Raw genomic sequence first — 14,075 nt, forward strand, 5'->3', positions numbered from 1 at the left:
CCCATGATGCCGACTCTCTCCCGCCTTACCCTTGCCCTGCTGGCCGCCGGCCTGAGTCTTGCTCCCCTGCCCGCCCTGGCAGTCAGCAGCGCCAACTCGCCCGCCGCCAATCAGCAGCAGGACAGCTGGACCATCAACCTCAAGGGCGCCGATATCCGCGAGTTTATCGACCAGGTGGCGCAGATCAGCGGCCAGACCTTTATCGTCGACCCGCGGGTCAAGGGTCAGGTCAGCGTGGTGTCGAGCACGGCGCTGAACCTCAGCGAGGTCTATCAGCTGTTTCTCTCGGTGATGGCCACCCACGGTTTCAGTGTGATCACCCAGGGCGAGCAGGCGCGCATCGTGCCCAATGCCGAAGCCAAGGCCGAGGCGGACAGCGGCCGCGCCGCGCCGGATCGCCTGGAAACCCGGCTGATTCAGGTGCAGCACGGCTCAGCCACCGAGCTGATCCCGCTGATCCGCCCGCTGGTACCGCAATACGGCCACCTGGCAGCGGTGACCTCGGCCAATGCCATCATCATCAGTGACCGCTCGGCCAATATTCAGCGCATCGAGGACCTGCTGCGTCAGCTCGATCAGAAAGGCGGCAACGACTACAGCGTGCTCGACCTGCAGCACGCCTGGGTCATGGACACCGCCGAAGTGCTGCGCAATGCCGCCGATCGCGGCCAGGCCAAGGGCGCCTCGGGCACCCAGGTGATTGCCGATGGGCGCAGCAACCGCCTGATCATCCTCGGCCCGGCCGCCGCCCGCAGCCGCCTGCTGGCCCTGGCCCAGTCCCTGGACACCCCGGCCAGCCGCTCGGCCAATACCCGGGTGATTCGCCTACGCCATGGCGACGCCAAGAGCCTGGCCGAAACCCTCGGTGAGCTGTCCGAGAAGCTCAAGCCGGAAACCGGCGGCGAAGGCGGCGGCAAACCGCAGAATATCCTGATCCGCGCCGACGAAAGCCTCAACGCCCTGGTGCTGCTGGCCGAACCGGATGTGGTGGCCACCCTGGAAGATATCGTGCGCCAGCTCGATGTGCCGCGCGCCCAGGTGATGGTGGAAGCCGCCATCGTCGAAGTCTCCGGCGATATCAGCGATGCCCTGGGCGTGCAGTGGGCGGTGGATGCCCGTGGCAACAGCGGCGGCCTCGGTGGCACCAGTTTCAGCGGCACGGGCCTGGCCATCGGCCGGGTGCTGCAGGCGATCCAGGATCAGCGCGCCGGCACCGCCAACAACACCCTGAGCAATCTGCCGGACGGCGCCATTATCGGCCTGGGCACCGACGACTTCGGCGTGCTGATCACCGCCCTGTCGGCCAACAGCAAGAGCAACCTGCTGTCCACGCCGAGCCTGCTGACCCTGGATCACCAGAAGGCGGAAATCCTGGTGGGGCAGAACGTACCGTTTCAGACTGGCTCCTTCACCACCAGCGCCTCGGGGGCGGACAACCCCTTTACCACCATCGAACGCCAGGATATCGGCGTAACCCTCAAGGTCACCCCGCATATCAACGAAGGCGCCAGCCTGCGCCTGGAGATCGAACAGGAGATTTCATCCATCGCCCCCACCAGCCAGGGGGTCAACGCGGTGGACCTGATCACCAACAAACGCTCGATCAAGAGCACCATCCTCGCCGAAGACGGCCAGGTCATCGTCCTCGGCGGGCTGATTCAGGACGACGTGACCCAGGCCGACTCCAAGGTGCCGCTGCTCGGGGACATCCCGGTGCTGGGCCGGCTGTTCCGCTCCAGCAAGGAGACCCGGATCAAGCGCAATCTGATGGTGTTCCTGCGCCCCACGGTGGTCCGCGATGGCGCCGGTCTGGCCGCCCTGTCCGGGCGCAAGTACAGCGATATCCGCGTGCTCGGCAATGGCCGCAGCGATTACCGCCCTGGCGTGCTACCGCTCAATCCCGTGCAGCTGTTCGACGGTGACGCCCAGCCTGCGGTAGATCTGCGCAACTAAACCAGCGCCCTTTATCACCTAGATGGGCAGGCGGCAGATAGCAAAAGGCCTCGGTAGTTACCGAGGCCTTTTGCTTTGCGGGTATTGCCTTACTTGTCTTCGCTGCGCTGGTGCTTGAAGAACACCCCGTTATCGCCGAAGGCCGAGGCGATAAAGTCCGAGGTCAGTTCCAGCTCCCCGACCTTCACCGCGCTGTTGCGCCGCTGGGCGGCATAGCCGCGGCTGATGGAGGGGAAGATCGAGGTCTTGATCGCCATGGAGGTGGCATAGACGTCATACACCTTGGTACCCGCCTTGAGGCTCAGCAGGTCCTCACGGAAATCGTGGGGCGTGCTGACAAAGCGGTTGCGCAGCTCGCTACGCGGCACGAAATACACCTGGGTCGGCGCCCTGGGGCTGGCCACCGGGGTTCCGGCCTGGGTCACTTCGGCCAGATCGTCGAGCAGCAGCAGGGTCGGTTTCAGGCTCACCGCAGAGAACAACAGGGTGGTGCCCAGGGTATCGTTGGCTTCCGGCACCACATACTGCGACAGCTCGTTGGCGAAGAAATTGTAGTTACCGCCCTGCCCGCTCAGGTTATAGAGCGCCGAGACGTTCTCCGATGGCTTGCCGTCGACAAAGGCCTTCCACGCCAGCCCCGGGGCGAAGCCGCGATCTGCCGGATCACCGGTCAGCGACAGGCGCAGCAGGCCGTGTTCGGCGCCCTGGAACAGGCCGCTGTAGGGGTTGCCCGGTACCGCCACGAAGCGCGCCTTGGCCATCACGCCGTGGGGGTGAATCGGCTTTGCATAACCGGCCGGCGCCACATCGGTACGGCTCTTCACCTTGTTCCACAGGATCGAGCCGATCAGGCCGCCCACATCCACCGGCTGCAGGGCCGGCAACTCGCCTGCCGGGTACTGACTGCGCTGCGCCCCGTTGACCCAGAGGTGCTCCTGCTTGCTCGCCGCCGGCCAGCTTTCATAGTCGGCCGGAATCTTCAGCCCCCAGGGTTTGAAGGCATTGTCCACCCCGGCCAGGCTGGTGTGCAGCTGCGGGTTATGCCGGCGCAGCACGTCGACCATGGTGGTGTGCTCGACCCAGTCGATACCTTCCGGGGTGTACACCTCGGGGCGGTAGTCCTTGGTGTAGAAGCGGTCGGTCATCAGGCGCCGCGAGGCGTTCATGATAAAGATCTGGAAGGCCGTTTCGCCAAAGGCGAAGCCTTCCGGCCGCACGGTTTCGGCGAGCATGCCGACCAGGGTATCGATGCGTTCGATGTCATTGCCGTAGACACGCTTGAGCTCGGCCAGGGTGGCCGCGTCCTTGGTCAGGTCTTCAAACTGGGTGATGGGGTTGAGGCCGATCTGCCGGCGAAACTCGTTGTAGCGCGGCACGCCACGCTCCCGGTCGCGCAGTACGTCGATGGTGGCCAGGTCGATATCGCCCACCAGCGGCATGGACAGGTTGCGCAGGAAGTTGGGGTAGTTGTTCAGGGTCAGGGACCCCGGATTGGTGATGCCGAAGGAATACCACAGGCGATCGGCGCGCTCACGGGCCAGCAGCTGCTCGGCGTCGCGGTCACGGGTGTCCTGCAGGGCAATACTGCGGCTCAGCTGGTTGGAGCCGATATCGTAGACCTGCACGTCGTCGCGCATCAGCGGGTGCATGCGATAGACCGCGACAAACTCCTCGGTCAGGGTAAAGGGCACCCCATAGTTGTTCGGCGCGGTGGAGCCGACGATGCCGGTCAGGGCATGGTCGATGGCGCTATTGCCCACACCGGGGGCGACATTGGGGTCAAAGCCGAGGATACGCTTGACGAAGGAGTCGGAGCGCGCCAGGTCTTCCTGCAGCATGCGCACTTCGGCCTGGAAATCGTCACGCGGGCCACCCTGACCGAGCAGGCCCCACCAGTTGGAGTACATGGCGCGTTCGGTGATGGGGTTGGCGATCACCGCCGGGGTCCATTCCACGGTGTGGATCTTGGCCATCAGCGCCGAGTTGATCAGGCGCGCGCGGTCATACAGCCACTGGTCGCTCTGGCCCGGGTAGGCCTGCTTGAGCTTGCTGGCAATGGCGTTGTGCTCCAGGGTGAACAACTGGTGCAGCATGCTCAGGCCCAGCCACCAGTTCTCGTTGAACCCGGTGATCGGCTTGCCGCTGAGCAATTCGGTGGGCAGGCTGCCATCGGCATTGACCTTGAGCTTGCCATCGACAAAGGCCCGCACCTTGTCGTTGCTTGCCTTGCTGCTGCCATACAGCTGCGAACCATCCCACCAGTGGGTATTGTGGTTGCGGTAGGTCTGCGGCTTTCCGGCGTCGGCACTGCTGCGGGTCGGGTCAGGCTGGGTGCGCTTGACCGACAGGCTGCCGCTGCCCAGCACATCGCCGGCCGGCAGCGGCACCTGGATCGGGTCGGCCTCGGCGTTGGGGCCATGGTCGAACCAGTCGTGGACCATGAACTGAATCCAGGCGGCGGCGATAAAGTTCAGGCTCGGCGCCGGCTTGAACTCGCCCCGGGCCATCAGGCTGTTACTCACTTCCCGGGGGTTGGGGCTGAGCAGCGTGCTGCTCTCGCCATGGGTCACGGCCGGGTCGACGTTGCGCCCGAAACGCCGATACACCGAGCCCTCGGCCGGGTTGTCGAGGATATTGCAGGTGCCGTCCTCGGTGCGCGCCGCCAGGCTGCGGGCATTGCACTGGATGGCGGCGTTGTAGGCGGCGTAATGCTCCACATCAAACAGATTGTTCTCGAACAGTGCCTGGCGCTCGACCGCCAGCACCAGCAGGCCGGAGACGACCCCCAGCGTTCCCAGCTTGGTTAGAGCTGGCCAAGTGACCCATACCGACATGACAAGGCTCCCGTTGTTATTGTTGTACGGACATGGCGACGCCGAATGGCAGCCGCACGGGGAGCCTAAGGTAGGGAGGCAGACGGGCGCCCCCTCCCCTCGGAGGGGGTGGGTCAATCAGGGCGCGCTGCGACGCAGGCTGAGAATGGCCTCGGTACGGCTGGAGACCTGGAGCTTGGCGTAGATGTTCTTCAGGTGCCATTTGGTGGTGGACAGGGCGATCCCGGTGCGATCGCTGATCTGGCTGTTGGACAACCCCGCCAGCAGGCATTCGAGCACCTCCATTTCGCGCTCGGTCAACGGTTCGGTCTCCAGCACCCGCCCCTCGGCCAACTCGGTCTGCCTCTGCAGAAACTCGCCATAGAGCTGCCGGTAACGCTCAGGCAGGGTCAGCAGCCCGGCCTCGGCCAGACGCAGGATTCCGGCGGCAAAGCCTGGCGCTTCATCAAACACCGAACGGTTGATATTGACGATGCCGTAGGCCTCCACCAGACGGCTGAGGCCGCTCAACTGCCGCGCCGGATTCTGCCCGGTGGCGGCCAGTACCAACTGATTGGCCTCGATGACCAGCAAGCGCGCACGCATCTCGCTGCGGCGCAGCGCCCCGGCCACCACCTGCAGAATCTGCTCGGCCTGGGCCAGGGCACCCTGCCCGCGCAGCCAGTAGACGCAGGCCAGCCCCTCGCGCTCCCAGCACTCGTCGTAAGTGCGGCTGCGCGCCCAGTCACCGGCCTGCAGACGCTGCCGCAGCCCATGCTGCTGAGCCAGATGCTCCATCAAAGCCGTCTTGCCCTCCAGAAAGGCCTGGCGCATGGACTCCTGAATCACCTGGCTGACAAACCGACGGTAATTGCCCAGCTGCAGAATGCAGCTCAACTGCTCAAGCAGGCGCGTGGCGCGCGCACCTTGCTGACGGCGATAGAGCAAGCGCGACAGGGTGATATGCACGGTGGCGATGGCTTCGGTGGCCGAGGACGAGTTGACCAGGGTCATCAGCTCCTCGCACAGCTGCTGGGCGTCACTCAACTGATTCTGTTCATAGAGCACCACCACCATGGCGGTGGCACGGTTGATCCAGGCCGGCTCGCTTTTAGCGGTGCCGGCGTAGTCGCTGCAGACCTGCTTGCGTGCCTGAGGTGCATGGCCGGCATTGCGCTGGGCCAGGGCGATAATCAGGTCGGCGTAGCTTTCCAGAAACCGCTGCCCACACTGGGCCAGCAACTGTTTGGCCTCGCAGGCACAACGCAGCGCCTGTTGCAGACGCGCGGCCAGCAGGTGCTGGTAGGCGAGCACCGCCAGGGTCGAGGCACGGATTTCCAGATCCTGCCCAGGTTCGAGCAGATCGGGCCAACTGTCCGGGGCAACAAAGTCCTTGTCCTGCTCGAACAGCCCCAGCAGCAGATCAAGAAACTGCCGGGTGGCCGACGCCAGTGGCGGCGCAGCGTTTGCCGGCGCCGGTGCATCGAGCAACTCCAGATAGTAGTGAGCCTGATGAAAGCGCCGTGACAGCGCCAGGGCGGCGACCAGCCAACCCAGCAAGCGTGGGCGCAGACGCAATGCATCATCGGCCAGGCCTTCCAGCCGGCGCAGAATGTCGGCGAACTGGCCGCTGCGCACCCAGGCCGCACAGCTGTGTTCCAGCATTTCCAGCCACAGATTGTGCTCAGTGCAACCCCGGGCATGCTGCAGGGCCTGTTCGTACTCACCCCGCCCCAGACAGTACTCGGCCGCTCGCCGGCGCAGGTTATCCAGGCGGGCGTATTCCTCGATCAACAGGCGGCGACCGAGAAAGTCCTGCAGCAGTGCATGGAAGCGATAACAGCCCGGACGGTTCTCCACTGGAAGCAGGAACAGTTGGCGCTCGGCCAGCTCTTCAAGCAACAGGGCCGAGCCTCGGCGCTGCAGCACATGGTCACAGAGGTCGCCATCGAAGCGCTCGAACATCGCGCAACACAGCAAAAAGCTGCGCAGCGCTGGAGATAGCTGACGCAGTACCACATGGGCGAAGTAATCGACGATTTCCGGTTGACTGCCATTGAAGCGTTCCAGGGCGCAGGTACCGAAACGGGCATAAGCCAACAGAGCGATCTTGACCCCAGCCACCCAGCCTTCGGTCATCTGCAACAGGCTGGCGACATAGTCCTGGCTCAGCGCCTGGCCGCCCAGATGGACGTTGAGCCGCTGGATCTGCTCGGCGCACAGGCGCAGATCCTGCTGGCCGATGCACAGCAGGCGATTGTCCAGCTGCAGGCGCGTCAGGCTGAAGCCTGGCTGCTTGCGACTGGCCAGGATCAGCCGGATATGGCTCGGCAGCCGCTCCAGTAGACCGGCCAGCACCTCAAGGATCAGCGGCTCATCGATGCACTGGAAATCATCCAGCACGATATAGAGCGGCTGCTGGAGACTGGCCAGCGCCTCCAGCAGCTGTTCACCCAGTTGCTCGCCAGCCACGGCGCCCACAGGGTTGAACCAGGACGTATCGAACGCACCGAACTGCCGGCGGATGCGTTCACCCAGGCGGCGAAAGAAGCACAACGCCTGATTGTCGGCCGCCTGCAGCGGATAGTGGACCACGGCATGGGGGCAGGCAGCACGCCAGTGGTCGAGCAGGGTCGATTTGCCCGAACCCGCCGGAGCCAGCAACAGCGTCAGGGCATAACGCTCGCTGCATGCGAGCAGATCCACCAGCTCCTGCCGTAGCAGGCCCTGGGCGAGCGGCGATGGAGAAAAGTCCATGGGCAGGCATCCGGTTTGGGCATGTGTTGTTGTTTTGCGCAACAGCCCTATGCGCTGGCCTGGATGCTAGCGCGGCGGATTCCTGGAGTTTTGCAGTGGATCATGTTTTGCCGGTGCCCAATCTAAGGTTGGGCACCGGCAGCAGTTGAACGAGCAGACGTTTAGAGCGCAGCCAGACCCCGGGCCAGATCAGCCTGCAGATCGGCCACGTCTTCAAGCCCCACCGCCAGACGGATCAGGTTGTCGCGGATGCCGGCATTGGCCCGCCCGGCCGGCGACAGGCGCCCGTGGGAAGTGGTAGCCGGGTGGGCGATGGTGGTCTTGGTATCACCCAGGTTGGTGGTGATGGAGATCACCCGGGTGGCGTCGATAAAGCGCCAGGCCGCCTCCTTGCCGCCCTTGACCTCGAAGCTGACCACAGCACCGAAGGCACTCTGCTGCCGCTTGGCCAGTTCATGCTGCGGGTGACTGGGCAAACCGGCGTAATAGACCTGCTCCACACCTGGCTGCTGTTGCAGCCACAGGGCCAGTTGCAGGGCGCTGGCGCAATGGGCCTGCATGCGCACACGCAGGGTTTCCAGGCCCTTGAGGAAGATCCAGGCATTGAAGGGGCTCAAAGTCGGGCCTGCGGTGCGCAGAAAGCCCACCACTTCCTTCATCTGCTCGGCACGCCCGGCCAGTACGCCGCCCATGCTGCGACCCTGACCGTCGATAAACTTGGTGGCCGAATGCATGACGATATCGGCACCGAGTTTGATCGGCTGCTGCAAAGCCGGGGTACAGAAGCAGTTGTCCACCGCCAGCAACGCGCCACGACTGTGGGCAATCTCGGCCAGGGCGGCGATATCCACCAGCTCGGCCAGCGGGTTGGAAGGCGACTCGACAAACAGCAGCTTGGTGTTGGGCTTGAAGGCGGCGGCCCAGGCATCCAGATCGGCCAGGGGCACATAGTCGACCTCGACGCCGAAGCGCTTGAGGTACTTCTCGAACAGGCTGATGGTGGAGCCGAACACGCTGCGCGACACCAGCACATGGTCACCGCCGCTGCACAGGCTCATCACCAGGGCCAGGATGGCCGCCATGCCCGAAGAGGTTGCCACCGCCTGCTCGGCCCCTTCCAGGGCGGCGATACGCTCCTCGAAGGCGCGCACCGTGGGGTTGGTGTAACGGGAGTAGACGTTGCCCGGCGCTTCGCCGGCAAAACGCGCGGCGGCATCGGCGGCACTGCGGAAGACATAGCTGGAGGTCGGGTAGATCGCTTCGCTGTGCTCGGCTTCCGGTGAACGATGCTGGCCTGCACGCACCGCCAGGGTATCGAAGCCCGCACCATCCAGCTCGCTATCCAGGCGGCCAGCATCCCATTCCAGTGTCATATCGCTACCTCAAGAAAAATATCCCGGGTTGCACCCGGGATTGGCGCCTTGTACGGCGTACGCCAAGCGCGCTGGCAACAGGCAGGGCCACACCCTGCCCGCCCACACTCAGTTGTTGTACAGGTCGATAATCGCGCTGACCGCCTGGGATTTGACCTTGCTGGCATCGTTGCGCGCCTGCTCAATCTTGTCCAGGTAAGCCTCGTCGACGTCACCGGTGACGTACTTGCCGTCAAACACCGCACAGTCGAAGTTGTCGATCTTGATCTTCTTGCTGCCACTGACCGCTTCGATCAGATCCGGCAGGTCCTGATAGATCAGCCAGTCGGCGCCGATCAGCTCGCAGACTTCCTCAGTGGTGCGACCGTGAGCGATCAGCTCATGGGCGCTGGGCATGTCGATGCCGTATACGTTGGGATAACGCACCGCCGGCGCCGCCGAGCAGAAGTACACGTTCTTCGCCCCGGCTTCACGGGCCATCTGGATGATCTGCTTGCAGGTGGTGCCGCGCACGATGGAGTCGTCCACCAGCATCACGTTCTTGCCGCGGAACTCCAGCTCGATGGCGTTGAGTTTCTGCCGCACGGATTTCTTCCGTGCCGCCTGGCCGGGCATGATGAAGGTACGGCCGATATAGCGGTTCTTGACGAAGCCTTCGCGGAACTTCACGCCCAGGTGGTTGGCCAGTTCCAGTGCCGCGGTACGGCTGGTATCGGGAATCGGGATCACCACATCGATATCGTGCTGTGGACGCTCACGGAGGATCTTGTCGGCGAGCTTCTCACCCATGCGCAGACGCGCCTTGTACACCGAGATGCCATCCATGATCGAGTCCGGGCGCGCCAGATAGACATGCTCGAAGATGCAGGGTGCGTACTTGGGGTTGGCCGCGCACTGACGGGTGAACAGCTTGCCTTCCTCGGTGATGTATACCGCTTCGCCCGGCGCCAGATCGCGGATCAGGGTGAAGCCGAGCACGTCGAGCGAAACGCTTTCCGAGGCGATCATGTATTCCACGCCTTCGTCGGTATGGCGCTGGCCGAAGACGATCGGGCGAATACCATTGGGGTCGCGGAAGCCGACGATGCCATAACCGGTGATCATCGCCACCACGGCGTAACCGCCCAGGCAGCGCTTGTGCACATCGCTGACCGCGGCGAACACGTCATCCTCGGTGGGCTGCAGCTTGCCGCGCTGGGCCAGCTCATGGGCGAACACGTTGAGCAGCACTTCCGAGTCGGAATTGGTGTTCACATGACGCAGGTCGGACTCGTAGATTTCCTTGGCCAGCTGCTCGACGTTGGTCAGGTTGCCGTTGTGCGCCAGGGTAATGCCATAGGGCGAGTTGACATAGAAAGGCTGGGCCTCGGCCGAGCTGGAGCTGCCGGCGGTCGGGTAGCGCACATGGCCGATGCCCATATGGCCAACCAGGCGCTGCATATGGCGCTGCTGGAAGACATCGCGCACCAGGCCGTTGTCCTTGCGCAGAAACAGGCGGCCATCATGGCTGGTGACGATACCGGCAGCATCCTGGCCGCGGTGTTGTAGGACGGTGAGCGCGTCATACAACGCCTGATTGACGTTCGATTTACCGACGATACCGACAATGCCGCACATGTGACGCAACCTCTAGTCAATAAAACAGAAAAATCCTGACGGGCAAACCCGTCGTACCTCAGGGCAGTTTAGGCCCCGAGAGCACTTCGTTGAACGGTAATTGCGGGGCAGTGCCGCTGCCCAGCCACTGGCTGGACAGGCCGAGAATCAGATTCTTCGACCAGTCGGCCACCAGCAGAAAATGCGGCAGCAGCTGTGACTCGCGCCACCAGATGTCCTCCTGAACCGGCGCCAGGCTGATCAGACCGACCAGCACCACCACCAGCAAACCGCCGCGAGCCGCACCGAATACCATGCCCAGCAGGCGGTCGGTGCCGGACAGGCCGGTGGCCTTGACCAGCTCCCCGATCAGATAGTTGACCAGCGCCCCAACCATCAGGGTGACCACAAACAACAAGGCACAGGCGGCGATGATGCGTACCGAGGGGGTTTCGATATAACCGGCCAGATGCTGCGCCAAGGCACCGCCAAACAGCCAGGCGACCACGCCGGCGACGATCCAGGTGAGCAGCGACAGGGCTTCCTTGACGAAACCTCGACTCAGACTGATCAGACTTGAGATGGCGACAATGGCGATAATCGCCCAATCGACCCAGGTGAATGCCACGATACGGTTACCGACGGAAAAGGCGCTGCATTTTAGCAGAGCCCTCCCCCACAGGTAAGCAAAGCTTTATCAGCCCGGCTCGGGCTGAAAGCGCACGACAAAACCATTGAGCTTGTGCTGACGATTGAGCTGGTCACGCACCCGATCCGCTTCGTTGCGCTCGATCAGAGGACCGACAAACACCCGATTCATGCCATCCACACTGCGGATATAGGCGTTATAACCCTGACTGCGCAGGGTCTTCTGCAAGGTTTCGGCGCCAGTACGACTGGACAGGCTGGCCAGCTGTACCGACCAGCTGATAGGCAGGCCATTACCATCCAGACGCTTGCTCGGCGAACTGGCAGGCGGAGCCGGCGTGGCCACCACTGGCGCCGCACTGGCAACCGGCTGGACAGGCTCAACGGCGGGCTCGGCAGGTTCAGGCTCGTCGAATACCTGCGGCTCGGGCACGATCACCGGCTGCGGCTCGGCCACAGGTGCAGTCGGCGCAATCGGCATCGCCGGCGCATCGACCACCACGGCTGGCGTCTCGTCCTGGCGGGAGAACAACATCGGCAGAAAAATCACCGCCAAGGCCAACAATACCAGCGCACCCACCATGCGCTGCTTCAATCCTTTATCCAGCAAAGCCATCCTGCAGCTCCCCATGGGTCTGGCGGGCCAGCCAATCCAGGGCCTCAGCCACGCAATAGAATGATCCGAACAGCAGTATTTCATCCCCGCTCTGTGCCTTTGCACACTGGGCCTGCAGCGCCGTCAGCACATTGGCATGGGCCGAAACAGTGGCACCGGCGTTGTGCAGACAGGCTTGCAGCTCGGCCACTGGCCGGCTACGCGGTGTCGGTAGGGGAGCCACCGCCCAATCGGCAACCTCGCCCAACAGCGGCGCGACCACCCCGGCTAGTTCCTTGTCGGCAAGCAAACCGAATACCGCCAGACGCCTGCCTGCCAAGGGTCGCATCGCCAGGCGCTGAGCCAGGTACTCGGCAGCATGGGGATTATGCCCAACATCGAGCAGCAGGGTGAGGGACTTGCCCTGCCATTGCAAGGTGCGCCGATCCAGACGCCCGGTCACACGGGTCCCGGCAAGCGCCTGGGCCAGGATCTCGGCCTGCCAGGGCAAGCCGGTCAGGGCGTAGGCCTGCAGGGCCAGGGCGGCGTTTTCCATGGGCAGATCCAGCAGCGGCAGCTGACTCAATTGCAGCACCTCGCCCCGCTCATTCAGGCCAAACCAGGACCAGTGCTGATCCTCGACACTCAGGTCATAGTCGCGCCCACGCAGGAAGAACGGTGCATCCAGCAGGGCCACCTGATCCAGCAGCGGCTGCGGCGGATCCAAGTCGCCACACAGTGCCGGCTTGCCGGCGCGGAAGATACCGGCCTTTTCGAATGCCACCGACTCGCGGCTATCGCCCAGCCAGTCGGCATGGTCGATACCGATGCTGGTGACCAGGGCAATATCGGCATCGATCAGGTTGACCGCATCCAGGCGCCCGCCCAACCCCACTTCCAGCACCAGGGCATCCAGGCCGGCACGCCGGAACAGCCAGAAGGCGGCCAGGGTACCCATTTCGAAATAGGTCAGGGAAATATCGCCGCGGGCCGCCTCGACTGCAGCAAAGGCCTCGCACAGGGCTTCATCGTCGGCCTGAACGCCGCAGATCTGCACCCGTTCGTTGTAACGCAGCAGGTGCGGCGAGCTGTAGACCCCAACCCGCAAGCCCTGCGCCTGCAGCAGGGCAGCCAGAAAAGCACAGGTCGATCCCTTGCCGTTGGTGCCGGTGACGGTAATCACCCGCGGGGCCAGAAGCCCCAGATTCAGGCGCTCCAGCACCGCCCGGCAACGCTCCAGCCCCATATCGATGGCACTGGGATGCAGTTGCTCCAGGTAGCTCAGCCACTGGGCAAGGGAACGTTCGGTCATGCCGTGGCCGGTAGCGCGGCAGGCGATGGCAGCCCCATCAGCTGTGCCAGCAGACGAGCCAGGCGCGGACGCAGTTCGGCACGGTGAATGATCATGTCGATGGCGCCATGCTCCAGCAGGAACTCACTGCGCTGGAAGCCTTCCGGCAGTTTCTCGCGCACGGTCTGCTCGATCACCCGCGGCCCGGCAAAGCCGATCAACGCACGCGGCTCGGCGACAATCACATCACCGAGCATGGCCAGGCTGGCCGACACGCCGCCGTAGACCGGATCGGTCAGCACCGAGATAAAGGGAATACCCTCTTCACGCAGACGCGCCAGCACGGCCGAAGTCTTGGCCATCTGCATCAGGGAAATCAGCGCTTCCTGCATACGCGCACCACCGGAGGCGGAGAAACACACCAGCGGGCAACGCTTGTCCAGCGCGACATTGGCGGCCTGAACGAAACGCTCACCAACGATGGCGCCCATGGAGCCACCCATAAAGGAGAACTCGAAGGCACAGGTCACCACTGGCATACCTTCCAGAGTACCGGCGATGGCAATCAGGGCATCCTTTTCGCCGGTCTGCTTCTGCGCAGCCGCCAGACGATCCTTGTACTTCTTGCCGTCACGGAACTTCAGACGGTCGACTGGTTCCAGATCGGCGCCGATTTCCTCGCGCCCCTCGCTATCGAGGAACAGATCCAGGCGCGAGCGGGCATCGATGCGCATGTGGTGGTTGCACTTGGGGCAGACATCCAGGGTCTTCTCCAGCTCGGGCTTGTACAGCACTGCATCGCAGGACGGACACTTGTGCCACAGCCCTTCCGGCACCGAACTCTTCTTGACCTCGGATCGCATGATCGATGGGATCAGTTTATCTACCAACCAGTTACTCATGCTCAGCATCTCCAAGCTATGGGGCCAGACCGGCCAAGGGCGCGAGGCACCTGGCCTGTCCAGGCAAATTCAGGGAATCAGTCCGACCGGGCGCAAATCATGCAACTTATGCAGCCAACAGCGTCGTGACATGCCTGCAGTGTTTAT

9 protein-coding genes are annotated in these 14,075 nt (G+C 63.6%); 1 reads left to right on the forward strand and 8 read right to left on the reverse strand.

Annotation, left to right across the window (positions count from 1 at the left end; all coding sequences use genetic code 11):
* The first annotated feature begins 3 nt into the window (after positions 1 to 3).
* The gene (gene gspD, locus GJV18_RS18315; protein ID WP_160347926.1) at positions 4 to 1,953 is read left to right on the forward strand and encodes a type II secretion system secretin GspD; all 1,950 of its coding nucleotides are present in this window, start codon (positions 4 to 6) and stop codon (positions 1,951 to 1,953) included.
* An 89-nt stretch (positions 1,954 to 2,042) separates the two neighbouring features.
* On the opposite strand, the gene GJV18_RS18320 is transcribed toward gspD, so the two are convergent.
* From GJV18_RS18320 to accD, 8 genes are all read right to left on the reverse strand, one after another.
* Positions 2,043 to 4,787 (reverse strand): peroxidase family protein, encoded by a 2,745-nt coding sequence (locus tag GJV18_RS18320; RefSeq protein WP_160347927.1) that lies wholly within the window; start codon positions 4,785 to 4,787, stop codon positions 2,043 to 2,045.
* Between the two features lie 117 nt (positions 4,788 to 4,904).
* Complete coding sequence (locus GJV18_RS18325; RefSeq protein ID WP_160347928.1) at positions 4,905 to 7,523, reverse strand: LuxR C-terminal-related transcriptional regulator; 2,619 nt, start codon at positions 7,521 to 7,523, stop codon at positions 4,905 to 4,907.
* A gap of 161 nt (positions 7,524 to 7,684) precedes the next feature.
* Complete coding sequence (locus tag GJV18_RS18330; RefSeq protein ID WP_160347929.1) at positions 7,685 to 8,896, reverse strand: O-succinylhomoserine sulfhydrylase; 1,212 nt, start codon at positions 8,894 to 8,896, stop codon at positions 7,685 to 7,687.
* A gap of 108 nt (positions 8,897 to 9,004) precedes the next feature.
* Entirely contained in the window at positions 9,005 to 10,513 is a 1,509-nt protein-coding gene (gene purF / locus GJV18_RS18335) for an amidophosphoribosyltransferase (RefSeq protein ID WP_160347930.1), read from the reverse strand.
* Positions 10,514 to 10,571: 58 nt separating this feature from the next.
* Positions 10,572 to 11,120 (reverse strand): CvpA family protein, encoded by a 549-nt coding sequence (locus GJV18_RS18340; RefSeq protein WP_160347931.1) that lies wholly within the window; start codon positions 11,118 to 11,120, stop codon positions 10,572 to 10,574.
* A gap of 69 nt (positions 11,121 to 11,189) precedes the next feature.
* Positions 11,190 to 11,756: an SPOR domain-containing protein gene (locus GJV18_RS18345; protein ID WP_160347932.1), complete on the reverse strand. Its 567-nt coding sequence runs from the start codon at positions 11,754 to 11,756 to the stop codon at positions 11,190 to 11,192.
* Positions 11,740 to 13,047 carry a bifunctional tetrahydrofolate synthase/dihydrofolate synthase gene (gene folC / locus GJV18_RS18350; protein WP_160347933.1) on the reverse strand — a complete coding sequence of 436 codons (1,308 nt, stop codon included), beginning with the start codon at positions 13,045 to 13,047 and terminating at the stop codon, positions 11,740 to 11,742. The genes GJV18_RS18345 and folC overlap by 17 nt, the downstream gene beginning before the upstream one ends.
* A complete protein-coding gene (gene accD, locus GJV18_RS18355; protein WP_160347934.1) occupies positions 13,044 to 13,928 on the reverse strand; it encodes an acetyl-CoA carboxylase, carboxyltransferase subunit beta in 885 nt (294 codons plus the stop codon). Before accD ends, folC begins: the two co-directional genes overlap by 4 nt.
* Positions 13,929 to 14,075 lie beyond the last annotated feature (147 nt).

This window comes from Pseudomonas xionganensis, from assembly GCF_009763245.1.
GTDB classification, from domain to species: domain Bacteria; phylum Pseudomonadota; class Gammaproteobacteria; order Pseudomonadales; family Pseudomonadaceae; genus Aquipseudomonas; species Aquipseudomonas xionganensis.

What these genes read in the sequence shown, in the direction of transcription:
- GJV18_RS18320 (WP_160347927.1), bottom strand. Translation starts at nt 4,787, where the DNA reads ATGTCGGTATGGGTCACTTGGCCAGCTCTAACCAAGCTGGGAACGCTG.
- GJV18_RS18330 (WP_160347929.1), bottom strand. Translation starts at nt 8,896, where the DNA reads ATGACACTGGAATGGGATGCTGGCCGCCTGGATAGCGAGCTGGATGGT.
- GJV18_RS18345 (WP_160347932.1), bottom strand. Translation starts at nt 11,756, where the DNA reads ATGGCTTTGCTGGATAAAGGATTGAAGCAGCGCATGGTGGGTGCGCTG.
- folC (WP_160347933.1), bottom strand. Translation starts at nt 13,047, where the DNA reads ATGACCGAACGTTCCCTTGCCCAGTGGCTGAGCTACCTGGAGCAACTG.
- GJV18_RS18325 (WP_160347928.1), bottom strand. Translation starts at nt 7,523, where the DNA reads ATGGACTTTTCTCCATCGCCGCTCGCCCAGGGCCTGCTACGGCAGGAG.
- accD (WP_160347934.1), bottom strand. Translation starts at nt 13,928, where the DNA reads ATGAGTAACTGGTTGGTAGATAAACTGATCCCATCGATCATGCGATCC.
- gspD (WP_160347926.1), top strand. Translation starts at nt 4, where the DNA reads ATGATGCCGACTCTCTCCCGCCTTACCCTTGCCCTGCTGGCCGCCGGC.
- purF (WP_160347930.1), bottom strand. Translation starts at nt 10,513, where the DNA reads ATGTGCGGCATTGTCGGTATCGTCGGTAAATCGAACGTCAATCAGGCG.